The sequence below is a fragment of the Frigoribacterium sp. CFBP 13729 genome (genome assembly GCF_014841875.1).
Lineage (GTDB): Bacteria > Actinomycetota > Actinomycetes > Actinomycetales > Microbacteriaceae > Frigoribacterium.
Genome location: NZ_JACYUR010000010.1, coordinates 30,934 through 56,975, shown reverse-complemented (window position 1 = coordinate 56,975; position 26,042 = coordinate 30,934). Strand labels below are relative to the sequence as shown.

The following is a 26,042-nucleotide window of genomic DNA, read 5'->3' as shown; positions in this document are numbered from 1 at the left end:
GGAGCGGCCCGGAGACGGCGAGAGCCCGCCCAGCGGTGCTGGGCGGGCTCTCGGGCGGTGCGTCGACGCGGGGTCGACCTACGCGAGGAACTCCGCCAGGTCGGCCTCGAGGGCCGGCTTCGGCTTGGCGCCGATGACGGTCTTGACGACCTGGCCGCCCTTGTAGACCTTCATCGCCGGGATCGACGTGATCTGGTACTGCATGGCGGTCTGCGGGTTGTCGTCGACGTTGAGCTTGACGATCTCGATCTTGTCGGCGTTCTCGGCCGCGATCTGGTCGAGGATCGGCGAGACCGCGCGGCACGGGCCGCACCACTCGGCCCAGAAGTCGACCAGGATCGTCTTGTCGGACTTGAGGACGTCGGCCTCGAAGGAGGCGTCGGTGACTGCCTTGGCGCTGCTCATGGTGGTTCCTTTCGTCAGGGGGTTCGTGTGGTCGTGCGTGCGGGCCGACGTCGTCGACCCGCGGTCGCAGGTCAGGCGGAGACGGGCTCCGGGGCGACCGACTCGGCGGTGTCGATGCCCTCGGCGGCGCCCTCGGTGTTCTCGGCTAGAAAGGTCTGGTCGAGGCTCGCCAGGAAGTGCTCGGCGTCGAGCGCGGCGACGACTCCGGAGCCGGCCGCGGTGGCCGCCTGGCGGTAGGTGTCGTCGACGACGTCGCCCGCTGCGAAGACGCCGCGGAGGTTGGTCTTCGAGCTGCGGCCCTCGACGGCGATGGTGCCGCTCGAGGTGAGGTCGACCTGGCCGTGCACGAGGTGCACGCGGGGGTCGTTGCCGATGGCGATGAAGAGGCCGTCGAGGTCGAGGTCGCTCGTGCTGCCGTCGACCGTGTCGGTCAGCTGCACGCCCGTGGCCTTCTCGTCGCCGAGGATCGCCGTGACCTGCTTGTTGAACAGGAACTCGATCTTGTCGTTGCCCTGCGCGCGGTCCTGCATGATCTTCGAGGCGCGCAGCGTCTCGGAGCGGTGGATGACGTAGACCTTCGAGGCGAAGCGCGTCAGGAACGTCGCCTCCTCCATGGCCGAGTCGCCGCCTCCCACGACCGCGATCTCCTTCTGCTTGAAGAAGAAGCCGTCGCAGGTGGCGCACCAGCTGACGCCGCGGCCGCTGAGGCGCTCCTCGTCGGGCAGGCCGAGCTTGCGGTACGCGCTGCCGGTCGCGAAGATCACGGTCAGCGCCTCCTCGACGGTGCCGCTGCCGAGCGTGACCTTCTTGACGTCGCCCGTCAGGTCGACGCTGGTGACGTCGTCGAGCAGGACCTCGGCGCCGAACTTCTCGGCCTGCTCCTGCAGCTTGAACATGAGCTCGGGGCCCTGGATGCCGTCGGGGAAGCCGGGGAAGTTCTCGACCTCGGTGGTCTTCATGAGCTCGCCGCCCGCCTCGACCGAGCTCGCCACGATCAGCGGCTCGAGACCGGCGCGCGCCGCGTAGATGCCCGCCGTGTAGCCGGCGGGTCCGGAGCCGATGATGATGATCTGGCGCATGGCACCTTCCTCAGTGACGTTCGTGGATGACGGGAGAGGGACTGCGGGCGGTCTGCCCGTCTCGCCCTCGCTCGACCGTCTGGTGCAACACATCCTAGGGTCGGGGCATTCCGTCGGTCCGGGGCTCGCAGACGGCGCTCAGCGACCGGCCTGCCAGCCGGTCGGCGACCGGCTCGGCGACCAGCCTGCCAGCCTGTCGCGACCGGCTCGGCGACAGGGTCAGCGACGCAGGAGGCGCGCTGCCAGCGGGCGCACCCGGCGGATCACCGGGGCGGTCAGGTCGGTCAGCTCGGGCAGGCGGATCAGCGCGAGGAGGCCGAGGTACACCGCGGCCATGACGAGCCCGGCGACGACGACGGTCAGGATGCCGGCGATGCGGCCCGAGTGGGCGAAGCCGTCGGGGGTGAAACCACCCAGCACGGTCACGACGGCGAGCCCGACGGCACCGGCGACCAGCGAGAAGAAGGCGAACTGCAGGTAACGGCGCAGCACCCACCGACCGTCGATGCCGCCGAGCCGGCGCTTCACGAGCACGAGGGCGACGATCGTCTGGGCCGAGCCGGCGATCGAGGTGGTGATCGCGATGGCCACGGCGATGAGCTCGTCGGGCACGACCGCCGACGACATCAGCGTGCCGACGACGAAGATGCCCGACTGGACGATCTGCATGAAGAACGGCGTGCGCTGGTCGTGCAGGGCGAAGAAGACGCGCTGCACGACGAACAGGACGCTGAAGAGCACGAGCCCGGGCATGAAGCCGAGGATGACCTGCGCCATCTGGCTCGCCCCGGTGAAGGTGCTCTCGAAGAAGCTCGCGAACGGGTAGGCCACGACGCACATGGCCACCGTCGCGAAGACCATGAACATGCCGATGGTGCGGAGCGACTGCGACAGGTCGGTGCGCACCGCACGCAGGTCGCCGCGCGAGGCGTGCCCGCTCATGCGCGTGAAGTAGGCGGTCGCGATCGAGACGGCGACGATGCCGTGGGGCAGCATGAACAGCAGCCACGAGTTGGCGAGCACGGCGTTCGAGGCGCCCGTGCCGCTGCCCTCGGACGCGACGCGGCTCTGCACGAGGCCGGCGAGCTGGGTCACGAGCACCATCCCGAAGAGCCAGCCGGCGGCCTTGCCGGTCGCCCCGAGGCCGACGCCGCGCCAGCGGAAGTCGGGACGGAACGACAGCCCCGCACGTCGCCAGAACAGCAGCAGGAACCCTGCCTGTGCCAGGACGCCGAGGCTCGCCGTGCCGGCGAGCACGGTGATGCGGCCGGGGGTCCAGACGTCGACGACCGAGTTCTCTGCCGATCCGCCGAAGAGCACCATGAAGACGACCAGGCCGGCGATGGCGACGACGTTGTTGATGACCGGGGCCCAGGTGAACGGCCCGAAGACCTGGCGGGCGTTGAGCACCTCGCTGAGCAGCGAGTACATCGCGTAGAAGAAGATCTGGGGCAGGCACCAGTAGGCGAACGCCGTGGCGAGGGCGATCGCGTCGGACGTGTAACCACCTTGACCGGTCGACCCTGCCTGTTGGGCGTAGAGCCGCACGAGCAGGGGCGCGAGCAGCGTGCCGACCAGGCCGACCGCCGCGAAGACGATGGTGCCGAGCGTCACGATCTTGTTGATGAACCGCTGGCCGCCGTCGTCGTCCTGGGTGGCGGCACGCACGATCTGCGGCACGAGCACTGCGCTCAGCAGGCCGCCCGCGATGAGGGCGTAGATGTTGTTCGGCAGCTGGTTCGCGAGGGCGAACGAGTCGGCCGCCCGGCTGGCCGACTGGCCGATGGCCGCGGCGAGCACGGCGGTCTTGACGAAGCCGAGCACCCGGGACACCATCGTGCCCGAGGCGAGCAGCACGCTCGCCCGGCCCAGGCCGGCCTGCTGTGCGCTCACGAACTGACACCCGTCTCGGTGGTGTCAGGTCGGACACCGGTCTCGGTGGTGTCGCTGCCGGCGGCTCCTACGGCACCGTCCGCACCGGCGGCACCGTCGGACGTCCCTGCCGCCGCCTCCTCGCGAGCGAGACGCCGCTTGCGGAACGTCCGGTAGATCCCGCCGCCGAACAGCACCAGGAACCCGACGGCGAACACCCACGTGATCGCGGTCTCCCAGCCGGCCTGCACCGAGATGGACACGGTGGACGGCGTCGAGATGGCGACGCCGGTCGCGCTGACGAGGCTGAGCGACACGTCGACGGTCCCGTTGGCGACGGACTGCACCGGGACGCGGACACGGGCCTGCGAGTCGGAGGCGACGGTCACCTCGATGCGGTTCTGCTCGACCGACAGCAGCGAGTTCGACGGCTGCACCATCAGGTAGACGGTGGCCGCCGACGAGGTCGAGTTCTGCACGTAGAGCGGCAGGGAGGTGCGGTCGCCGAGGATGGAGAGGTCGCTGCCCTGCACGATCGAGACGAGACCCGACGTGGCGACCGACTCGGCGTCGGCGTCGGCGACCTCGGCGGCGAGGCCGTCGGGGTTCGCACGCCAGGAGTGCGACGCGAGGGCGAGGGTCCGCAGGCGCGAGGGGGCGGTCACCGTCTGGGGCTGGGCGAGCGCGGTGGAGAAGTCGGAGACGCGGCGGTCGGCCGTCGCGAGCGTGCGCATCAGGGCGGCGCGCGCGTCGTCCTCGGGCTCGTCGACGACGGTGGCGGCGGTCGGGGCGCTGGCCACCGCCTCCTGCAGGGTGCTCTCGGCGGACCACGGGAGGTCGCGCAGCGCTGCCAGCGTCCGCGTCAGGTAGGCGCTGTCGGGCGACCAGCCGCGACCGAGCGTGGCGAGGAGCGTGCGGGCGTCGCTCGGACGCTCGCGGGCGACGGTGGCGACGCTGGCGGAGAGCTCGGCCATCGCCGTGGCCCAGGCCGCGTCGTCGGAGGCGCCGGCTGCCTCCGAGAGGAGCGTCGAGAGCGTGTCGTCCGAGACGAGCCCCGCGGTGGCCCCGAGCTGCGTCGCCGCGTTCTCGGTCGCCCCGGTCGAGACCTCGACGTTCGAGCTGGACAGGATCGTCGAGGTGTACCCGCTGGCGGCCAGGACGTCGAGGTCGGCGGCGACGACCGTGTCGGCCTCGGGCCACGCGACGCCGGTGGTCGACCAGGGCCAGCTCAGCAGCGACTCGGTGGTGGGCAGGGGCGGCGCGGCCGAGGGGTCGTCCGCCTGGCCGGTGCCGGTGCCTCCGGTGCCGGTTCCTCCCGTGCCGTCGGTGCCGGTGCCCCCGGTGCCGCCCTCGGCGGGCGGCTCGACGGCCGAGGGGTCGGACGTGCCGCTCGACGACGGCTCGGGCGTGCCGCTCGGCGTCGGCTCGGCGAACAGCGTCGGGTCGATCAGGGCGTCGAACGAGACGGGCGTCGGGATCGGCGTCGCGCCTCCCTGGCTCAGGCCTGCGACGTCGGCGTCGGCGTAGGCGAGCGGGAACATCTCGAGGCCCGACCGCAGCAGCTGGTCGAGCCAGTCGAGGGCGGAGGGCGGTGCCGAGGTGCCGAGCAGCCGGACGGAGGCGATGATCATGGGGTCGACGGCCACCGCGGCCTGCGTGCCCTGCACGGCCCTCAGCTGCCGCGTCAGGGTGCCGTCGATCGAGGTGTACGCCGAGAGGGCGCTCGCGTCGAGCACCCCGTTCTCGGTCTCGGGCGTCGTGATCGGCACGGCGACGGCGACCTTCGTCGCCTGGAAGCTCTCGGCCGGGAACCACGCGACGCTGCTGCGCGCCTGGGCGAGCTGGGCCCCGTCGTCGTCGACCAGGCGGGCCCCGAGCGCCCGAGCGCCCCAGCCGTAGCCGCCGAGCGCGACGGTCGCGGCCGGCACGGTCACGGAGCCGACGGTGCGCGACTGCCCCGACGGGACCTCGGGCACGTCGACGCGCGTCAGGGAGGTGCCGAGGTAGTCGCTCCCGCTCGTCGAGGCGGGCGAGAGCCAGCCGGCGAGCTTGGCGCGGGTGACGAAGGCTTGCCGGTCGAGGTAGATGCGGGCGACGGAGGCCGCCAGGTCGTCCTCGGTCGCGTTCGTGACGACGACGTCGAGCACGAGGTCGCGGTCCGGCACGAGCACGCCCGACTCGGCGGGCGCCAGCGAGAGCGTGACGGCGTCCTCGGGAGCACTCGAGACGGCGGCGGCCGCGCGGGCGGGAGACGAGCCCGACGACCCGAGGCCGAGCCCGACGACCACGACGAACACCGCCGTCAGCGCGGCGAGCAGGGCGTGGAGTCGTCTCATAGGCAGGGTGCGGCCGGCGCGGGACGGCCGACGAGCATGCCGAGTCTAGGCAATCGAGACCATGCGGTCGCGGTGGGCGCCCCGGGACGCGACCGACGACGGACGGCCTCAGCCCTGGGGAGGAGGCGCCCGCCGCCCGGTGCGCCGGGCGCACTGTGGCAAAGTGGTCGGTCATGGACACCGTCGCCTCCGCAGTCGAGCGACTGGACCGACTGGCCGCCGCTCCCCGCATCGAGAAGCTCGCCGCCGCGTTCGCCGCGGCCGGCCACGAGCTCGCCCTCGTCGGCGGCCCCGTCCGCGACGCGTTCCTCGGCCGCCGGGTCAACGACCTCGACTTCACCACCGACGCCTCCCCCGACGAGATCCTCGAGATCGTCGTGCCCCTCGCCGAGGCGCACTGGGACGTCGGCCGCCAGTTCGGCACCATCGCCGCCCGCGTCGACGGCGAGGTCGTCGAGATCACGACGTACCGCAGCGACGTCTACGACGGCGAGACCCGCAAGCCCGTCGTCGAGTTCGGCGACACCCTCGAGGGCGACCTCGTGCGGCGCGACTTCACCGTCAACGCGATGGCGCTGCGACTGCCCGAGCGGGTGCTCGTCGACCCGTCGGGCGGCGTGGAGGACCTGCTGGCCGGTCGTCTCGTGACGCCGGGCAGCGCCGTCGACTCGTTCCGCGACGACCCGCTCCGCATGATGCGCGCCGCACGCTTCGTCGCGCAGCTCGGCTTCTCCGTGTCGGACGAGGTGCGCGAGGCGATCTCGGCCCGCGCCTCCACCCTGTCGATCGTCTCGGTCGAGCGCGTCGCCGACGAGCTCTCGAAGCTGCTCCGCACCGACACGCCCCGCGACGGCATCCGGCTGATGGTCGACACGGGCCTCGCCGACCACGTCCTGCCCGAGCTCGCGGCGATGCGCCTCGAGATCGACGAGCACCACCACCACAAGGACGTCTACGAGCACAGCCTCACGGTGCTCGACCAGGCCATCGGCTACGAGCGCGAGCGGCACCCGGGCGAGGCTCCCGACCTGACCCTCCGGCTCGCCGCGCTGCTGCACGACTGCGGCAAGCCCGACACCCGAAGGCTCGAGCCGGGCGGGGTCGTGACGTTCCACCACCACGACGTCGTCGGGTCGAAGCTGGCCCGGAAGCGCCTGCGCGCCCTCCGGTTCGACAACGACACGACCAAGGCCGTGTCCCGCCTGATCGAGCTGCACCTCCGCTTCTTCGGGTACACCGAGGGCGCCTGGACCGACTCGGCGGTGCGCCGCTACGTCCGCGACGCCGGTGACGAGCTCGAGCGCCTGCACATGCTGACCCGTGCCGACGTGACGACGCGCAACAAGCGCAAGGCCGACCGGCTCGGCTTCGCCTACGACGACCTCGAGGCCCGCATCGCCGACCTGCGCGAACGCGAGGCGCTCGACTCGCTCCGTCCCGACCTCGACGGCGACGACATCCAGCGCGTGCTCGGCATCTCCCCCGGCCGCGAGGTCGGCGAGGCGTACAGGTTCCTGCTCGAGCTGCGCACCGAGGAGGGGCCCCTCGGCAGCGAGGTCGCGACCGACCGGCTGCTGGCCTGGTGGGCGGCGCGCGCCTCCTAGGCCGTACTGTCGGGTCGTGCGCACCCGACCCAGCTCCGTCACGATCGCCGCCGCCGTCTGCGTCGTCGTGGTCGCCGGTTCCGCGGCGGGCATCGCCGCCTTCGGCGCCTCCCACTCGTCCGAGGGCGCGACGGCGTCGCCCGGCCGCGACGGTCGGACGACCGTCACCGTGCGGCTCTGGGACGAGGGCGTCGCCGCCGGCTACGAGAAGTCGTTCGCGACCTTCGAGCGCGACAACCCGACGATCGACGTGGACGTCGAGGTGGTGCCCTACGCCGAGTACGCCGCCGACCTCGAGTCGGACGTCGACGACGGCAGCGCCCCCGACGTCTACTGGCTGAACAGCGCCGCCTACGCCGACCAGGCCGAGGCGGGCGACCTGCTCGACGTCGACCGGGTGCTCGGCGCCTCGGCGCACCGCGCCTGGAGCCCCGAGGTCACCGAGCAGTACACGCTCGACGGCCGGCTCTGGGGCGTGCCCCAGCTCAGCGACGGCGGCGTCGCGCTCTACTACAACGCCGACCTGCTCGCCGCGGCGGGCATCGACCCCGCCGCGCTCGACGAGCTGACCTGGGCGCCCGGCGGCGGCGAGGGCGACACCCTGCTGCCGGTGCTCGAGCAGCTGACCCTCGACGCCCAGGGCCGCAGCGCCGCCGACCCCGCCTTCGACGGCACGCCGGTGCAGTACGGCTACAACGCCGGCGAGGACCTGCAGGCGATCTGGCTCGACTACCTCGGGTCGAACGGGGCGAGCCTCGAGGACGCGACGGGCACCTCCTTCGAGCTGGACACGCCGGAGGCGCAGGCCGCGTTCCGGTACGTGGTCGACCTGGTGCAGCAGCACCGGGTCGCTCCCCCGGCGTCGCTCACCAACGCCGACCCGGACTACAGCCGCGACCAGTTCACGTCCGGCCACATGGCGCTGTTCCAGTCGGGGCTGTACAGCCTGGCGCCGGTCGCGGCCGGGTCCGACTTCACCTGGGGCGTCGCGCGCATGCCCGCCGGTCCCGAGGGCCGGGTCAGCGTGTCGAACGGCATCGTCGCGGCAGGCAACGCCCACACGCCCCACCTCGACGCCACGGCGCGGGTGCTGGCCTGGCTCGGCTCGACCGACGGCTCGCGCTACATCGGCGCCGAGGGAGCGGCCGTGCCCGCCGTGCTCGGCGCCCAGGCCGCCTACTACGAGCACTGGTCGGACCAGGGCGTCGACGTGGCGCCGTTCTTCGACGTCGTCTCGTCGGGGCGCTCGATCCCGGCCCCGACCGGCATCTGGGGCGACGCCGAGCCGGTCGTCGACCCGGTGCTCGACGAGATGTTCCTCGGCACGACGACGGTTGAGGAGGCGCTGGCCAGGGCCCAGGAGCTGGCGACGGCCACGCTCGAGGACGACCCCGGCGAGGGCGGGCGCGGGACGCCTCGCTGATCGGTCGCCTCGCTGATCGGGCGCCGGGCTGCCCGGGCGCCGGGCTGATCGTCGTGCGCTGGTCGCTGGCCACTAGCCCGGCATTGTGCGAGGCGGGGCGACCGGCTACGCTGGGAAGGTTGCGTCTGCCCCCGGGCGGGCGCGACGTCATGAACACCCTCCTGCTGCAGAACGTCTGTAGCCGCGAAGTCCGAAGGAGGTGGGTTAGTCATGCACCAGTACGAACTGATGGTCATCCTGGACCCCGAGATCGATGAGCGCACCGTCGCCCCGAGCTTGGACAAGTTCCTCAACGTCATCCGCAACGACGGCGGCACGATCGACAACATCGACATCTGGGGTCGTCGTCGTCTCGCCTACGAGATCAAGAAGAAGACCGAGGGCATCTACGCCGTCGTCAACATGACCTCGAACTCGGCCGCCACGGTCGAGCTCGACCGTCAGCTGGGTCTCTCCGAGGCCGTGCTCCGCACCAAGGTGCTGCGCGCCGAGGAGGCCATCGCGATGGTCGCCGAGGCCAAGAAGCTCTCGGACGAGAAGGCTGCCCGCAAGGCCGCCAAGGCTCCCGCCGCTGCTCCGGCCGCCGCTGCTGCACCGGCCTCCGCCGGTGCCGCGACGCCTGCCGGCTCCGCGACCCCTGCCGCTCCCGCTGCGCCCGCCGCACCGAAGGCTGCCGAGTAGCCGATGGCAGGCGAGACCGTCATCACAGTGGTGGGCAACCTCACCAGTGACCCCGAGCTGCGCTACACGCAGAACGGGCTCGCGGTCGCGAACTTCACCATCGCGTCGACCCCCCGCACGTTGGACCGCGCGTCCAACGAGTGGAAGGACGGCGAGGCGCTCTTCCTCCGTGCCAGCGTCTGGCGCGAGTTCGCCGAGCACGTGGCGTCGTCGCTGACGAAGGGCTCGCGCGTCATCGTGCAGGGCCGTCTGAAGCAGCGCAGCTACGAGACGAAAGAGGGCGAGAAGCGCACCAGCTTCGAGCTCGACGTCGACGAGATCGGCCCCTCGCTCCGCTACGCGACCGCTCAGGTCACGCGTGCGGCCTCGTCTCGCGAAGGCGGCGGCGGCGGTGGCTCCTTCGGGGGCAACCGCGGCGGCGGCCAGCAGGGCCAGGTCGGCGGCGGCCAGCAGTCCGAGCCGTGGGGCCAGTCCGCACCGGCTCAGGGCGGCGGCCAGCAGGGCGGCGGTTCCCAGGGCGGCGACGTCTGGAACACCCCCGGCGGCGGCGGCACCTACAACGACGAGACGCCTTTCTAGGCCTCGTCGCACCTCACTTCTTCTTCATCTGAACTCGAAAGCAGAAAAACAATGGCTGGAAAGAGCAGCGGCGACCGCCGCAAGCCCCTCCGCGGCAAGGGCGGCAAGAACGCCGCTCCCGCGAAGGCGATCCGCGTCGGCGTCATCGACTACAAGGACGTCGCGACCCTCCGCAAGTTCATCTCGGAGCGTGGCAAGATCCGCGCCCGTCGCATCACCGGCGTCTCCGTCCAGGAGCAGCGCCTCATCGCCCGTGCCGTGAAGAACGCCCGCGAGATGGCGCTCCTCCCCTACGCCGGCTCCGGCCGCTGATCAGCGGCGAACGGAAGAGAGAGCAACCATGTCCAAAGTGATCCTCACGCACGAGGTCTCCGGCCTCGGCTCGGCCGGTGACGTCGTCGACGTCAAGAACGGCTACGCCCGCAACTACCTCGTCCCCCAGGGCTTCGCCGTGGCGTGGTCGCGTGGTGGCGAGAAGCAGGTCGAGCAGATCCGCACCGCCCGCGAGACCCGCGAGCTCAAGACCATCGAGGAGGCGCACGACCTCAAGGCCCGCCTCGAGGCCCAGAAGATCCGCCTCACGGTCAAGACCGGTGCCGACGGCCGCCTGTTCGGCTCCGTCCGTCCCGGCGACGTCGCGGACGCGGTCAACGCCCAGGGCGTCGCGACCATCGACAAGCGCAAGGTCGAGATCCCGACCGCGATCAAGCTCGTGGGCGACCACGAGGCGACCCTGCGCCTGCGCGAGGACGTCGTCGCGACGATCACCCTCACGGTGGTCAGCGCGAAGTAGTCCTGCGCTGCGTCAGCAGCCAGCACCACCGCAGCACAGCAGAGCGGCGGCCCCCTCGGGGGTCGCCGCTCTTCTGCGTGCCCAGGGCGCGTCAGCCGGCTCAGGGTGGGCTCGACAGGGCCGACTCCTCTGCGCGCGGGCCTCGATGCCCCGTTCCGGACAAGATGCCTCCGCGTGCCGCGTCATCTCGTCCGGAAGGCCACACGGAGGGCACGAGGCGGTCCACGAGGGTCCCGCAGGAAACGGCGAACAGCCCCCGAACAGGGGGTTACGTCAAGCTGAACGCGACCTGCGCTCGTACCGGGTGCCGCGCCTCCTTGTCAACTTGTCTGTGCACAGCCGGATGTCAAATCGGGACTCTCAACCCACGGTTCAAGGAACTTTCTACACACAGGCTGCGGGAAAATAAAGCCCAGGTCAGAATGCCCAAGTCGCTGCGAAGTATCTGTTTGTCCACAGGACGATCCACAGTTGTCAACAAGCACTCCCGGCGTTTCTCACCGGTTCTCCCCAGAGTTATCCACAGGTGCATTTGCTGTGGAGAACTAGGTGTCCATAAGGTGTACCGCGCTCGCCAGACGGGGGTCGCGGGGGCTCGGCACGGGGATGTCGGTCGCTCGCTGTAGAACCGTCCTGGACGACGTCCGTCGCCGTCCGGCACGCACCCGAACACCCTGCAGGAGGTCCCATGTCGATCGCTCACCTCGGTATCGCGAGCGGCACCTCCGGCGACAGCGACCGGCAGCAGCGCAGCGACCGCGGCGGCATGGGCACGGGCATGGACCGGGTGCCCCCGCACGACCTGCTGGCCGAGCAGAGCACCATCGGCGGCATGCTGCTGAGCAAGGACGCGGTGGCCGACGTCATCGAGACCGTCCGCGGCATGGACTTCTACGTGCCGAAGCACGAGGTCATCTACGACGCCATCCTCGGCCTGTACTCGCACGGCGAGCCCACCGACGTCATCACGGTCAGCGACGAGCTGATGAAGTCGGGCGACCTGTCGAGGGCAGGAGGCGCGGAGTACCTCCACACGCTCACCGGCGTCGTGCCCACGGCCGCCAACGCCGGCTACTACGCGTCGATCGTCGCCGAGAAGGCGGTGCTGCGGCGCCTGGTCGAGGCCGGCACCCGCATCGTGCAGATGGGCTACGCGAGCGAGGGCGAGGTCGTCGACCTGGTCAACAACGCGCAGGCCGAGGTCTACAACGTCGCCGGGGGAGTCCAGACCGAGGACTACGTGCCCCTGAACGAGGCCGTGACGGTCGCGATCGACGAGATCGAGGCGGCCAAGGGCCGTGACGGGCAGATGACCGGCGTGCCCACCGGCTTCGCGCAGCTGGACGCGCTGACCAACGGGTTCCACCCCGGTCAGCTGATCATCGTGGCGGCGCGACCGGCGCTCGGCAAGTCGACGCTGGCGCTCGACCTCGCGCGGGCGGCGTCGATCAAGCACGGCCAGGCCTCGGTCTTCTTCTCGCTCGAGATGGGGCGCAGCGAGATCGCGATGCGCCTGATGTCGGCCGAGTCGAGCGTGCCGCTGCAGAACATGCGCAAGGGCACCGTCGACGCCCGCGACTGGACGAACATCGCGCAGGTGCGCGGTCGCATCAACGACGCGCCCCTCTTCATCGACGACTCGCCCAACATGACGCTGGTCGAGATCCGGGCGAAGTGCCGTCGGCTGAAGCAGCAGCACAACCTCAAGCTCGTCGTGATCGACTACCTGCAGCTGATGACCTCGGGCAAGCGCGTCGAGAGCCGTCAGCAGGAGGTCTCGGAGTTCTCGCGTGCGCTCAAGCTGATGGCCAAGGAGCTGCAGGTGCCGGTCATCGCGCTGTCGCAGCTGAACCGTGGCCCCGAGCAGCGTGCCGACAAGAAGCCCGCGATCAGCGACCTCCGTGAGTCCGGCTCCCTCGAGCAGGACGCCGACATGGTCATCCTGCTGCACCGCGAGTCCGCCTACGAGAAGGACAACCCGCGCCAGGGCGAGGCCGATTTCATCGTCGCCAAGCACCGCAACGGCCCGACGGACACGATCACCGTGGCCTTCCACGGCATGTTCTCGCGGTTCGTGGACATGCCCAGCTAGACCCGTCACTGTCGTCTGCGGTTTAGTTTGTCGAAATGCTGCCTAGATTGTCGCTTTTGATGAAAGACGACAATCTGACCTGCATGGAGCCGCCGACGAGATCGAGACGCTGCGAGCAGGACGATGACGAAAGCGGAAGAGCTGCGAGCACGAGCTGCTCGCACAACTCAGAGAGCCGCGTCGACGACGCCCGAGCAGAGCCAGCCCGGAGCGCCCGCCGCCGAGGCGGCGCCAGCACCCCGGCCGAACGTCATTCGAGCCAAGCCCGTACGCATCACCGCCGACCTGTCGCCCCAGGTCTAGCGAGGCCTCATCGACTACGCCGCAGGCCTCGCAGAGACTCAGGGCCGCGTCCGCGTCACGCACGTGCACGTCACTCGCGCCCTCGTTGCAGAGCTGCTGGAAAAGGACGAGCTGCAGGGGGCCATCGCCCGCCGCGTCCGCGCGCAGCTCGACGACTAGAACGTCCGTAGTTCAGTAACTACTGCGTAGCTCAGTCGCCAGCGCGGATCTGCCCGCTCGCAACAAGGTGAAGCCAAAAGAGCTCGTTTGCGAGGTTGGCGAGGTCATTGGCTACATCCTCCACAGCCCGAACCGAGAACTCTCGCTCTTTGGTACCTCGTGTTCGCGTGAGAGTGGCCTTGGCTATGCCCTCGCTCCACGGCACCCATTCGCCATGTAGTAGGTGGTTTCTACTCTCCATCGCAAGTCTCATCGGCGCACCGAGCCGTTCGATGTTCTTCCGCACCGTGTCGCCTTCGGGCCGGCGGGTCGCTAACTGAGAGCCAAGCTCGAGCAGTCGATTAAAGGAGAGACCGTTCGTCACAAGGGCGCCGGCGTCGGGTGTTCCGCCAATGAGGCTCGCCACTACGAGGGCCAGCGTTCGCTCGACGCGCGCCGCCCACACGGCGACTTCGCCCATGGCAATTAGTTGCTGGTCGCCAAGATCCGTGTCTCTTAGCTGAGCGAGATCCTCGACCGTGTACTCCTCGTGGCTCACGGGTTGACTCGCGGGAGCGTCATCGGTGCACCTTCGGCGAGGGGGTGCCGGTGGTCATGTCCTCAGTCTCACAGAGGGTGCCGTCACCGGAACCTATTTCGGACTTTCTATCTGAGACGGCAATACCCCCGAAGATCCGGGGGAGTGGTCGTAGCTTCAGATCGTCCGGTGAGCGATCGACCAAGGCGTGATTCCGCAGAGGGGGGCGGTCGTGACGGCCAAGCCAGCATGGCTCCTCGTCAGCTGCTGCAGGTCTGTGTCGTTGGGTAATGAGTCTCTGTGTGCTTTGCTGGACGGACCTGTCGGTTAATTATTGGAGGCCTCATGGCTCGTAAACGTGTCATTGCATTTGTAGGAGCTGTTGCTGCTGTCGCGGCTTTCTGTGCTCCGTCCGCGGCTGTCGCCGTTCCGAAGACGTTGGAAACTGGGGGTAGTCCCGTTGCCGAATCCGAGCTGCCAGGTGCGGGGGAGCACGTCGGATTGCCCGAGGGGCTCTACTCGTACAACGACGGAGAGTTCACTCCCGTCGACGTTTCTCGCGTTCAGTTGGACATCGTCGAGCCGGCCCCTCTCGCCGACGGCGAGGTGGAGACCAACTTGATCGATTTCAATCAGTGGAGCAGCTGCTTTGTTGCGAACAACTCCCAGGAGGTCTTCGCGAACTATGCATGGCAGCTCCTCGAGCCGATTCAGAACATCCAGCTCAAGTGCGGAACAGGCGATTGGGGCTACAAGCACATCCGGGCCGGCAAAGAAGCGGTCTGGCAGACGCAGCTCGAGTACCTCAGGACGGTTTCGCCCGGCTTCTTCGCAAACTGGTCTTGGGATGACGTGATGAGCACATCCAACGACACAGCCATTTACGACCCGCAGTATTGGGCGCAGAAGCAATCGAATACCCGCTGCGCAATTGGTGTCAACTACTGGCTCGACAGCAACGGAAACACTTCTCTGCCCATCCGGGGCACCACGGTCTGGAGCACTGACATCCCGGGGAATGGTGTCATCTCCTCATACCCGGACGCGAGGCCTGTCTGCTAGCTCAGTGAGAATAAGAGGGGGCCTCGTGCCCACAGCGCGAGACCCCCTCGGTACCTGGCCCGACTCGAACGGGCAGCCATCCCCAACAAACTGTGGGCTGGACGCTCCCTTACCGGTGTAGGAACGCCTTGGGCGGGCATAGCCAACAGCTTAAGTCTGCAGAGGCGCAAGAAGCTAGACCAGCAAATTCGTAGCTGCAGGTTCGATTCCACGCTGCGGCGGGGCCGTCATATGCCGTCCCAACCCGGTGTCCGTTAGGCGGTCGTCAACCGGACGCGTACTTGACGGCAAACGCGAAAGTCTTGAGCGGTGCGACGGCCGGCCACGACAGTCAAGGTGTTGTCCCAGTAGGTGCCTCTCGAGAGAGGCACCTTTCTGCAAGGCGATCGGGTGCCGAGGGCTTGTTGGTCGAGTGAGAGCTGAATGGAACACGTGTGCCCACTGTGGGGGCATACAGACTGGTTCACCCTCTTAGGCAATTCTTTCACCCGGTACCTAAGTGCTTTAGAGGGACATCTCTGGTGAAGTCCACCTCAGGGCCTAATTCGCAGGTCCTTCTTATGGCGCATTGGAGCACCTTGAAAAATCGAGCGTTCATCTCGGCCGTCGCAGTGGCGGCCGTTCTCGGATCGGCGCTCGTCGCCGTTCCCGCGGCAGCGGCAGGCCCGGAGGCCTGGAACACTGCTTGGACACCACCCGCATCCGCCAACGGTGCGCTCATCCCCGCAGCAAACCCCCCAGCAGCTGACTGGGACGCACCCGCGTCCGCAGCCCGAGCGTCTTCCTCGACTTCACGCGTGGCCGCTGCGACCGTCGGAGCGCCGGGCCTCGGATCGCTGCCGTACTTCGGGTTCGACCAGACCGAGCTGAGCCTTGACACCGTCGCCCAGGTCAACCTCGGCAACGGCAACCTCTTGCTCACCGGAAGCGACGGCGTCTTGAACGGCGCCGGCATCGCCCTTCGGAACGACCGCTTCTATAACGGCCTCTCGACGACGGACGGCTCCTACGGTGCCGGCTGGTCGTCCTCCCTCAGCCAGGTCGACATCGGCCTGGACGTCACGTCGACCGAGGCGAAGTTCCGCGGGCCCACCGGGTTCACCGCGACCTTCACCAAGAGCGGAACCACCTGGAAGGCCCCGAACGGGTTCAACGCGACCCTGACGGAGAACGCGGCCTCGACTGACCAGAGATACACGCTGCAGTACAACTCTTCGGGCGAGAAGATCTCCTTCTCGACCAGCGGCTACATCACCAAAGACACCGACCGGAACAACATCGGGTCGTCCTACACGTACGGCACAGACGGACGCATCAGCACGATCTTCACCGCGTCCGGCCGCAACTACACGATCAACTGGGCCTCCGCGACCGACAACCACATCGCCACGATCGTCGACGGCGCCGGCCGCACGATCCAGTACGACCGCAACGCCCAGGGCCAGCTGACCCGAGTCACCAAGCCCGGCAGCAACTTCGAGGACTACACCTACGACTCCTCAGGTCGCGTCGCAACCGCGAAGATGACCGGCACCGACCAGGGCGACCTGGTCTTCACCTTCGGCTACGACACCTCCCACAAGGTGACCTCCATCAGCTCCGCCCTCGCCGGCACGCCCGGCACCGAGCTGTCGAAGACGACCTACACGTACACGTCGGGGCTGACGAAGATCACCGATGGCCGGGGGAACATCACCGAGCACACCATCGACTCCGGCGGCAAGGTCACGGCCGTCAAGGATGCCCTGCAGCGGACCCAGTCGACGTCGTACACGGCGAACAACAACGTTTCGACGACCACTGACGCCCTCGGCTCCGGCTCCACGCCAGGAAACATCACGAGCTACAGCTACGACCAGCTCAACAACGCCACCGGAGTCAGCTACCCGACCGGTGCTGCCGCGTCGGCGACGTACTCGCAGGGCACCTCGTGCCCCGGGGCAGGCTCGGGCAATCCGAACCTCCCGAAGTGCTCGAAGGACGACGCCGGGAACGGCAAGTCCTTCCAGTACGACACCGCCGGCAACCTCACCAGCACCACCGACACCACCTCCGGTGGAACCGGCGCCGTCACGGAGTCCTACACCTACGAGAAGGCCGACCGTAGTGTCTGCGGCGGCTTCGAGGGCCAGATCTGCTCGTCCAAGAACGGCATCGGGGGAGTGACGTCGTACAAGTACGACAACTCCGGCAACCTCACCACCGTCACCCCGCCCGCACCCATGGGCGAGACCGTCTACACCTACGACTCCCTCGGGCGTGTGCTGACGGTTCGTGACGGCAACGGCGACACCACCGCCTACACCTACAGCCAGCGAGACGACGTCCTCCAGACCACGTTCTCCGGGGGCGCGACATTCAACGCCGAGTACTACCAGAACGGCACCATCCACTTCCAGCGAGACAGCACCACCGGAACCAAGGAATCCTTCTACGACGGTCTCGCCCGGCTTCTGCGTGTGACGGGTCCTGCTGTGGCAACGACACAGTCGTACACCTACGACAAGGTCGGCAACGTCCTCAGCTACACCGACGCCCAGGGCAAGGTCAGCTACACCTACGACACCGCTAACCAGCTCACCCAGCTCACCGAGCCCGGCGGGGCTTGCACCACTGCGGCGCCGGCTGCCTCGAGCGGGTGCGTGAAGTTCGAGTACGACAAGAACGGCACGGAGACCAAGCGCACCTTCCCTGGTGGCGCCAATGTCGTCACCACCAACGACCTCGCAGGCCGTGCGACTCGCATCACGGCGAAGAATGCAGCCGGGACAGTCGTGTCCGACATCGGTTACACCTACGGAGCCGGCGGTTCCACCGCCAAGACCGCAGATCGCCTGAACATCCAGACTCGTATCTCGTTCAAAGAGGTCGGGATCACCGCCGGCGCGATCACCAGCTACTCCTACGACTCGCTTAAGCGCCTCACCTCGGCGGTCGAGAAGACCGGCACCACCACGACCGCCTCGTGGACCTACGCCTACGACAAGGCCGGCAACCGGACAACCCAGACCCGGGCAGGCTCCACCGGTGGGGCGGCGGGCACGACGTCGTACACGTACAACACGGCCAACCAGCTCACCGGCTCTACCGGCGCCACGGCGGCCTACCAGTACGACGCCGCCGGAAACCAGAAGGTCAACGGCGCGAACGGGCAGGCTGCGAGCTACAACTCGCGTCTCGCCGTCACGGGTATTGGGTCCTCGACCTACAGCGCATTCGGACAGGGCAATACGGACACTTTGACCCGCAGCGCGTCCGCCACCTCCTACACGGGCGCGTCTTTTGGCCTTATGACTGAGAGCTCGTCTGCCGGTGTGACGGCATACACACGGATGAACGGAGAAGAGATCGTCGGAAGCCGTGCACCAGGCGCGTCGAATAGCTACTTCGTTCTCGATTCCCTCGGCTCCGTAGTTGGCCTCTTCGACAAAGCTGGCGTTTTCTCTGGCGGATACTCCTATGCACCCTACGGCGAGACCCGCGCCAGCTCGAACACCGGGGCCACGAACACGAATGCTCTGCGGTACATCGCTGGGTACTTTGATTCTTCAGTCAACCTGTATCGGCTTGGCGCCCGATACTACGACGCCTCACAGGGCCGTTTCACTCAGTTCGATCCCTCTGGTCAAGAGGGCAATTCGTACTCCTATGCGGCCAATGAGCCTGTAGGGAACTTGGACCCGACCGGTCTCTCTTGGGTCAAGGCTGGCCGTGTCTTCGGTGCGGCCACGGGGCTTTACGGAACAGGAAAAGTCCTGAATGGCAATGACACAGTTGCGGGCTTCGCCGCCGGTTTCGCCATTGAGACCGCATGCGTCGCAGGTGCAGCCGCCCTGGGGGCTGCTACAGGTGGACTGGGGTTCGTAGCTGCGGTGGGTTGCTTTGCCGCGGGTGAACTCGGAGGCAATGCGGTAGACAAGGCGATAGGTGCATAGGCATTGAAGGGACAGGCAATTCATGAATAAATCTCCAGGCCGCCAGTTGTTTTTCATCGCATTAGGAGCAGTCCTCCTCTTGGGGGCAGCCGCGACCTACGCCCTAGAACCCGATTTGTCAGCCGGCATCGGCCGTGTGGGACTCCCCGCGGGAGTTCTCGTAATCGGCGGCATACTGATCGGCCTACTGCTGATAATTGGCGGGTTGGTTGAGCTCAAGCGACGGGGTAGAAGCTGAAGACCCGTAGGTCGTTCAGCTCCTGAGCTCAGCCGGCCAGATAACAGCGCTGCTGTCCAGGGAGAAGTGGCCTTTCGAATCGAAGGGCCACTTTTTCTTGGCGGGCTTAGGGCTGCCAATTGCTCAACGATTTATCGCAAAGCTGTCTCCTGTCGCAGATGTTCTAGGAGTGGTGCTTTCATGGCCTTATGCGGGTGGCGTCATGCACGCATTCACCCCGCCCGATGCGGCATACCCGCCGCCCGTTGGACGGTCGTTCATCGGGACACCTGCGCAGCCCCGCTTCGTGCGCCCGAGGTTAAGTGGGACCGGGCCTGCGGATTCTCGTATGCCTGTCCCGAAAAATGCCCGGTGACGGGGGTATAAACGCTACAGCCTTCGGATGCTCGTCGGATATGCCCGCGTCTCGACCTCGGGACAAGATCTTGCGGCACAACGTGACGGTCTAGCAGCACTGGGTGTTGACGATCAACACGTGCATGTTGACCATGGCTTGTCGGGGACGACTCGAGCGCGACCGGGTCTGCGCGAGGCCCTGGCCGCGTGCCGTGCCGGCGACGTCCTGGTCGTCACGAAGCTCGACCGTCTCGCTCGATCGCTGCGCGACGCGACGGACATCGCGGACGAGTTGACGAAGAAGGGTGTCGCCCTGAACCTCGGGGGAGCGGTCCACGACCCCACGGACCCCGTCGGCCGACTGCTCTTCAATGTCCTCGGCATGGTCGCGGAGTTCGAGGCCGATCTGATCCGCGCCCGCACTAGGGAGGGCATGGCGATCGCCAAGGCCGCTGGCAAGCTCCGCGGCCGCAAGCCCAAGCTGACGGCTTCGCAGGAGAGGCATCTGGTGCAGCTGCACCGCACCGGCGCCCACACGACGAGCGAGATCGCGGAGCTCTTCGGCGTCGCCCGCTCGACCGTCTACCGCGCGATCCAGAGGTCTGAGCCGTTGTAGCCCTTCGCTCAGGCGTTAAAGGCCTGGGAAACCTTGGTTCGAAGGTCAGCAAGCCGAAGGAGAACCGGTCCGTCAGGTTCTGCTGCATCTGACTGTCGTCGGTCGTTCGAGGACCCTGCCGGAAACTAGAGTGACTCCCGGTACCAGGTGGCCAGCGACAGGGGGCTCGCATGCTTATTTTCTACGTCGACGAGTTCGGCAACCACACACTCGATCGAGACGAATTAGCAGACGTCCCTGCCCTCAAGAAGGGCGCGAGCCAGTACTTCATCCTCGGATCCGTTGGAGTTCACGACACCTCCCGACAAGCACTTGCAGAGCGCATCTTCAAAATTAAAGAAAAGCACTTCGGAGAAGTCGCGACGTCTGAACTGCCTTGGGGCGATTCTGAAATAAAGGGGCGCCACCTTAGAAGGCTGGCCCGAAGCGTTGCTTCGGGAAACCGTCTCGACAAGCCAGCCGCGTACGGGGGCTTTACGAGCGAGGAGCAGGCCTCATCCTTCTTCAAGGACGTGGGGTTGCTCTTCGACACGTTTCGGCCGATTGTTTTCGCGACAGTCGTGGACAAACTGGAAATGGTTCGCACCGGCCGTTCCCTCATGCCTCTAGGTGTCGCCTACGCATACCTGCACCAGCGAGTCGCAACGACGATCGAGGACTTCTACTCGGGCGATGCGGCCATGTTCGTTGCTGATCAGCAGACGCAACACGAAAAGTTCTTCCGCAGTGGCGGCCTTCGGGATGCGAGAGCTGTCCTCGACAAGTCGCTGCAGCGAAAGCCCATCTACGACCTTGTCCTCGACAAACCGCTTTGGGTAGACACCGAACTGAGCCACTGGGATCGCGAGATCCTGCAATTAGCAGACATCGTCGCGTACTCGGCCGGGGAGTACTTGACACACGGCCGTGCCCCTGCGGAGCCGAACTATCTCTGGGAACAGATTCGTCGCTGCATGGCTCTGCACCAGAAGTCGGGTCGCAGGCTGGGAGCAGGTTTTTCGATGTATCCAAAGAGCGTGCGCATCCCAACTGGAGACGCACAGGACGCATGAAAAAACCGGCGTATCTATGAGGCCCGCCGGATTCCAGAAGCCCTCATTTACGCCGGCAAGGAAGAGAATAGCAGGCCCATTGTCGAGACAACAGGCCCGAGAGTCTCAGGCATCGGCCGCGGCGCGACAAACGAAAGCGGCACCGCCCTTGTGGAATTGATCGGGGTCATACGGCGTCTTGTTCGTATCGCAGCGACGGCAGGCTCTGCACAAGGCGCACACTCTCAACACTGACGGTCACGATGCGTTGGATCAGCTCGACGATGTACGCCGGCTTGCCGTGCTCGGCGCCCCAGCCGTTGGGATCATTGACGATCCCGGAAGCCTTGTCGGTCTTGACCTGGTAGCGCTCGAGTATCCAGTCCAGGGCTGACCGAGGGCCGAGCTTGTACTCGTGTGCCTCGGCCGGGATGCCGCCGATCGTCACGCCGGGCGCTACGTGGATGACTGTCCGGTCCCACTTACCCGCCTTGCCGCCGTAACGCATCTTCGTCACGCGCAGGTCCAAGGGGATTTGGCCGTCGAGCTCTACCGGGTAGAGGTCGGCAGCCTCGTACCCGATGTGCAGTTCGGATAGGGCTCGACCGACCGCCGCAAAGGCGTGGAAGTCCGCCGGATCTGTTAGTTCCGGAATACGCGGCAGCATCTTCTTTAGATCTGCCGTGAACTTCGTTCGGTAGTCCTCGGAGTGCAAGAGCCCATACACGGCAAAGAACACGTCATCAGCGGTGACGTCGGCTCCGTAGAGATCCCGGTACCGGCTGAGCGCCTGGTCGGTGATGTTGTCGCGGCGTTGAGGGCCGTCGAACATCGCCAACGCGCCGCTTTGCTGCTCGACGTTGTACACGTACCGAGGGAAAAACTGCCCTCCCTGTCCGAAGAAGTTGAGATCCGGAATTGCGTCCAACATCAGCGCGCAGAACGGAGCGTTAGTTCCTCCCGTGTTCAGGTAAAAGCCGTGATTGCGCTCGCTCGGTGGGAAGACACGGTCGAGTTGGTAGACCATATCGTTGAGCTGCCGGTCGAAGTAGACCATTTGCTTGTTGAACGGCCGGTACACGGACTGGACGATCCTGCTTGCGTCGAACTCGTACGTGACGCCGCGAGCGAGACGAGCTTTGTCGGCACGATTCCAGCTGATCCTGGTGGTGTCAAAGTCGATGAACTCGTCTACCGCCTTTGAGGCCAATCCGGCGGTCGCGAACCGGCTGACTTCGTCGTTGTAGAAGTCGATCATTCGGCTCATGTTCGATCGCAACGCCGTTTCGGACGAGTTGAACGCCCACGTGTCTCGATTTGTTTTCAATCCCCCCGAGTACGTCCCGAAAATGCCTAGCTGCGCGTCGCTCTTGTCGCCGATGGGGGTAAAGCTTTCGTAAATGTCGTTACGTTGGTTGACCCAGTCGCCGTGTTCGTTCGGTCTGATCTGCTGCCACGGGACGCCGGCTGAGTCGCGGTACTGCTCCAGGAGGCTGAGTTTGTCGTCGCGGGTGAGGTAGTCACCGATGTCGCGGTAGTGAATGGTGCCGGACGAAGGCCGGTCTGGGTTTTTGACCAAGAGTGAGATGACGATCGTGGCCCGGCTTCCCGGGCCGAAGGTTTGTCCGCCCTCCTTGAGTGCCTGTTCGCCAGAGGTGCGGGTGTTGCCGCGTAGGTTGAGGATATAGAGCTCGGTAAATTCATCCTGAAGGGCAAGGCGTAGGCCGGAGGCGGTGTTGCCGTCGAGGAAGCCGCCGTTGGTGACGTAGGCGACGATGCCGTGGTCCTTGATTCGGTCGGATGCCCACCGGATGGCGCGGATGTAGGAGTCGTAGAGGCTGTTTTTGTTCTGCCCTGCCGACCGTGCCGCGTAGGTATTGGCGATGCGCTTATCGAGGTAGGGGTATCGAAGGTTTTGGTTGTTGTCGTTGGCGGAGTCCTGCCCGGATGAGTAAGGCGGGTTACCGACGATAACGCGGATATCGAGGGCGTTCTGCTGCTTGACGCGTTCGTTGTTGTCGCCGAATACGCCTTGGTCGTCATAGGTGTCATCGTCTTCGGCGGTCTGGAACGTATCCGTGAGGACAACCCCCGGGAACGGGACGTACTCGCCGCCCTGAAGGCCGTTGTAGGTGGCTTCGATGTTCACGGCGGCGACGTAGTACGCCAGCAGCACTATCTCGTTCGCGTGCAGCTCCTGACGGTACTTGTGTGCCAGGTCCGCTGCACGGATGAGTCCGGACTGCAGCAACCGGACGATAAAGGTGCCGGTACCAGTGAAAGGGTCGAGGACGTGGACACCGCGGTCGGTGAGGCCGGCGCCGAAGTGGTCGCGGGAGAGCCGGTCGGCGCTGCGGAGGATGAAGTCGACGATCTCGTTGGGTGTGTAGACGATGCCGAGCCGTTCGGAGGTGTTCCGGAAGGCGCCGGTAAAGAACTTTTCGTAGAGCCGCTTGATGATCGTTTGCCGACCGGCTGCGTCGGTGATCCCCGCGACGGTGCGTCGCACGCCGGCGTAGAACCCGGCTAGGTCACTGGACTCGGTGGTGAGGTTCTGCTCCTCGAGAGCATCGACCATGCGCTGCATGACCAGCGACACCGGGTTGTGGTCACTGAAGGCGTGGCCCGCGAAGAGAGCATCGAATACGGGTTGGGTGATGAGGTGCTGAGAGAGCATCTCGATGGCCTGCGTTTCGGTGACACCAGGATTGAGGTTGTCTTGCAGCCCCTTGACGAAGCGGGTGAATTCCGTGCGGAGACCCTCATCGGAGCCGTCGACGAGGCTTGTGATGCGCGCAATCTGCCGGCCAGCGATGTCAGCGACGTCTTTGGCCCAGTTCTCCCAGTAGTCACGTTCGCCGACCTTGTCGACGATGCGGGCGTAGATGGCGTTCTGCCAGTCCGCGCCGAGCACGCTCATATCCAGCGGGATCTGCGACGTTTCCGGAGTCGCCGTACCCGGTGCCGGCTCGGGAAGGTCGGAATCGGAGTAGCTGGTGGCGATGACGGGGCCGGTGTCGGTGCGGCCGTTGAGGTCGATCTGTTCGATCTTCGCTTCGAACCGTTCATCGTGCGCGCGCAAGGCGCGGAGCACGTCCCAGACGACCTTGAACTTGGTGTTGTCGTTCAGGGCCTGCTCGGGTGACTGCCCAGCAGGCACCGCAATAGGGAGGACGATGTAGCCGTAGTCCTTGCCGGGTGCTTTCCGCATGACGCGGCCAACGGACTGGACGACGTCGACGGGGCTATCGCGGGAGTTGAGGAAGATCACCGCGTCCAGGGTCGGGACGTCGACTCCTTCGGAGAGGCAGCGGGCGTTGGTGAGGATGCGGCACACGTTCTCACCCGACGTGTCGGCTTTCAACCAATCGAGCCGCTGGTTGCGTTCGAGAATGTTCATGCCACCGTCGACGTGGTCCGCCTCGAGGCGGAACGTGTGCTCGTCCCCATCGTCGTCGAGATCGATGCGGCGGCCGGCGATACTGTCAGCACGGACCCCATCGACGCCGTCATACCCATTGAGGAGACCGCGGACCGTTTTTGAGTCTGCGATGGAGCGAGAGAACGCGACCGCACGACGAAGCGGCTTGTGCGCGTTGGGAGCGGTGGTGTCGATGCCTTGGACGCCGCGTTTGGCGAGGCCGTTGTAGATGCCGACGATGCGGGCAGCGTCGGGAATGTTCAGCTCCCCGCCGGCGGCGAAGGTCTCCTGGAACGCCGAACCGATGGAGTCCTCATCGATGGTGAGGACCAGGACCCGGTAGTCGGTGAGGAGGTCACGTTCAACGGCTTCGCCAAACCCGAGCCGGTGGAACACCGGCCCGAAGACGGCCTCGTCGTCCATCGAGTACAGCACCGCCGCGTTCTCATCCGCCTGGCTGCGGGCGGACTCGGCATAGATCTTCGGCGTTGCGGTCATGTACAGCCGCGCCTGCGCCTGGATCGACTCGTCCGAGTGGACTCGAAGGAACGCCGACTCCTCAGTGCCTTGGCGACTGAACCCGGCGGTGCGGTGGGCTTCGTCACAGATGACGAGGTCGAACGGTGCCAGCCCCTCGGCCTGCGCCTTCGCGATGACATCGATCGACTGATACGTGGAGAAGAACACGGTCAACCCGTCCGGTGCTGACCCCTTCGCGACCTCGGCAAGCAGCTGCGTCGTGTTGGTTGTTGCCGGGTAGGCGAGGTCCGCGACGGTGAAGTCCTCAGAGACGCGGCCGACCTTACTGTCGGAGCAGACTGCAAACGCCCGCATGTCCATTGCACGTTCCGCCGACCATTCCTTCAGCGTCTGGGACAGCAACGCGATCGAGGGCACCAGGAACAGCACTGAACCGCCGGCACCAGCAATGTCTTCCGCGATGCGGAGACTGGTGAACGTCTTCCCGGTCCCGCATGCCATCACCAGCTTGCCGCGGTCATGGTCGGCGAACCCGCGCTGGACGGCGTCGAGAGCTTCCTGCTGATGCACGCGAAGCTGCTTCTTCAGCGGCGGGGCGACCTCGTCGGGCTTGTCGAACGAGTACGTCGACCAGTCGATGTCGGAGGCGTCGAACTCATCGATCGGGATCTGATTCGACGGCAGGCTCTGGCCGACCATCGCGTCCTGCGCGTTCTTACCGAGCGGGGCCGTCGCGACAACGATCCGGGACGTGAAGGGGTGCTTCCCCGATGCGGTGAAGAACGAGTCCAGATCGCCCTTCTGAATGGTGGAGGTGGGGGCGTAGAACTTGCACTGAATGGCACACCATCCGCCGCCGTGCCGTTCCCGGGCGACAAGGTCAATGCCCGTGTCGGGCTTGCCATCGCGGTCCGGCCAGTCTTGCCAGAGCCAAACATCGTCGAACCGAGCCGTCCACGTCGGATCCGTGGTTAGGAAAACTTTTGTGAGGCGCTCAAAGAGGCGCCCCTTCGTGCGGGTATCCGGCGCGATCTGCGCATACTCCGCAAGCAGGTCATGAATTGACGTCATAGTTTGTGC

16 protein-coding genes and 1 pseudogene are annotated in these 26,042 nt (G+C 66.6%); 11 read left to right on the top strand and 6 right to left on the bottom strand.

Annotation, left to right across the window (positions count from 1 at the left end):
- Nucleotides 1-78 precede the first annotated feature (78 nt).
- The 4 genes from trxA to IFT77_RS16250 form a co-directional block, all read right to left on the bottom strand.
- A complete protein-coding gene (gene trxA / locus IFT77_RS16265; RefSeq protein WP_123547390.1) occupies nucleotides 79-405 on the bottom strand; it encodes a thioredoxin in 327 nt (108 codons plus the stop codon).
- Between the two features lie 71 nt (nucleotides 406-476).
- Entirely contained in the window at nucleotides 477-1,484 is a 1,008-nt protein-coding gene (trxB, locus tag IFT77_RS16260; protein ID WP_192040485.1) for a thioredoxin-disulfide reductase, read from the bottom strand.
- Nucleotides 1,485-1,703: 219 nt separating this feature from the next.
- A complete protein-coding gene (murJ, locus tag IFT77_RS16255) occupies nucleotides 1,704-3,377 on the bottom strand; it encodes a murein biosynthesis integral membrane protein MurJ (RefSeq protein ID WP_371741097.1) in 1,674 nt (557 codons plus the stop codon).
- On the bottom strand, nucleotides 3,374-5,692 hold the full coding sequence (locus IFT77_RS16250) for a DUF6049 family protein (RefSeq protein ID WP_192170639.1): 2,319 nt from the start codon (nucleotides 5,690-5,692) through the stop codon (nucleotides 3,374-3,376). Before IFT77_RS16250 ends, murJ begins: the two co-directional genes overlap by 4 nt.
- A gap of 173 nt (nucleotides 5,693-5,865) precedes the next feature.
- Here IFT77_RS16250 and IFT77_RS16245 point away from each other — a divergent pair, with 173 nt between their 5' ends.
- The 7 genes and pseudogenes from IFT77_RS16245 (at nucleotide 5,866) to dnaB (ending at nucleotide 12,864) form a co-directional block, all read left to right on the top strand.
- Complete coding sequence (locus IFT77_RS16245; protein ID WP_192170638.1) at nucleotides 5,866-7,296, top strand: CCA tRNA nucleotidyltransferase; 1,431 nt, start codon at nucleotides 5,866-5,868, stop codon at nucleotides 7,294-7,296.
- 16 nt (nucleotides 7,297-7,312) lie between these two features.
- The gene (locus IFT77_RS16240) at nucleotides 7,313-8,719 is read left to right on the top strand and encodes a sugar ABC transporter substrate-binding protein (protein WP_192170637.1); all 1,407 of its coding nucleotides are present in this window, start codon (nucleotides 7,313-7,315) and stop codon (nucleotides 8,717-8,719) included.
- A 210-nt stretch (nucleotides 8,720-8,929) separates the two neighbouring features.
- Nucleotides 8,930-9,292, top strand: a pseudogene (rpsF, locus tag IFT77_RS16235) (30S ribosomal protein S6); the annotation flags it as partial.
- Between the two features lie 111 nt (nucleotides 9,293-9,403).
- On the top strand, nucleotides 9,404-9,979 hold the full coding sequence (locus IFT77_RS16230; RefSeq protein ID WP_192040481.1) for a single-stranded DNA-binding protein: 576 nt from the start codon (nucleotides 9,404-9,406) through the stop codon (nucleotides 9,977-9,979).
- A 51-nt stretch (nucleotides 9,980-10,030) separates the two neighbouring features.
- Complete coding sequence (gene rpsR, locus IFT77_RS16225) at nucleotides 10,031-10,291, top strand: 30S ribosomal protein S18 (RefSeq protein ID WP_055964231.1); 261 nt, start codon at nucleotides 10,031-10,033, stop codon at nucleotides 10,289-10,291.
- A gap of 28 nt (nucleotides 10,292-10,319) precedes the next feature.
- Nucleotides 10,320-10,772, top strand: coding sequence for a 50S ribosomal protein L9 (gene rplI / locus IFT77_RS16220; protein WP_123547383.1), 453 nt, complete (start codon nucleotides 10,320-10,322; stop codon nucleotides 10,770-10,772).
- A gap of 688 nt (nucleotides 10,773-11,460) precedes the next feature.
- Nucleotides 11,461-12,864, top strand: coding sequence for a replicative DNA helicase (gene dnaB, locus IFT77_RS16215; protein WP_192170636.1), 1,404 nt, complete (start codon nucleotides 11,461-11,463; stop codon nucleotides 12,862-12,864).
- A 493-nt stretch (nucleotides 12,865-13,357) separates the two neighbouring features.
- Here dnaB and IFT77_RS16210 read toward each other — a convergent pair whose 3' ends face one another.
- Complete coding sequence (locus tag IFT77_RS16210; protein ID WP_192170635.1) at nucleotides 13,358-13,864, bottom strand: hypothetical protein; 507 nt, start codon at nucleotides 13,862-13,864, stop codon at nucleotides 13,358-13,360.
- Nucleotides 13,865-14,188: 324 nt separating this feature from the next.
- On the opposite strand from IFT77_RS16210, the gene IFT77_RS16205 reads away from it, so the two are divergent.
- From IFT77_RS16205 to IFT77_RS16190, 4 genes are all read left to right on the top strand, one after another.
- A complete protein-coding gene (locus tag IFT77_RS16205; RefSeq protein WP_192170634.1) occupies nucleotides 14,189-14,905 on the top strand; it encodes a hypothetical protein in 717 nt (238 codons plus the stop codon).
- 797 nt (nucleotides 14,906-15,702) lie between these two features.
- Nucleotides 15,703-18,840, top strand: a complete 3,138-nt coding sequence (locus IFT77_RS16200) for an RHS repeat-associated core domain-containing protein (protein ID WP_192170633.1) — start codon at nucleotides 15,703-15,705, stop codon at nucleotides 18,838-18,840.
- A gap of 620 nt (nucleotides 18,841-19,460) precedes the next feature.
- On the top strand, nucleotides 19,461-20,030 hold the full coding sequence (locus IFT77_RS16195; RefSeq protein ID WP_192170632.1) for a recombinase family protein: 570 nt from the start codon (nucleotides 19,461-19,463) through the stop codon (nucleotides 20,028-20,030).
- A 170-nt stretch (nucleotides 20,031-20,200) separates the two neighbouring features.
- Nucleotides 20,201-21,082 carry a DUF3800 domain-containing protein gene (locus IFT77_RS16190; RefSeq protein ID WP_192170631.1) on the top strand — a complete coding sequence of 294 codons (882 nt, stop codon included), beginning with the start codon at nucleotides 20,201-20,203 and terminating at the stop codon, nucleotides 21,080-21,082.
- Between the two features lie 166 nt (nucleotides 21,083-21,248).
- Here the strand turns inward: IFT77_RS16190 and IFT77_RS16185 are convergent, their stop codons facing one another.
- Nucleotides 21,249-26,033, bottom strand: a complete 4,785-nt coding sequence (locus IFT77_RS16185; RefSeq protein ID WP_192170630.1) for a type ISP restriction/modification enzyme — start codon at nucleotides 26,031-26,033, stop codon at nucleotides 21,249-21,251.
- Nucleotides 26,034-26,042 lie beyond the last annotated feature (9 nt).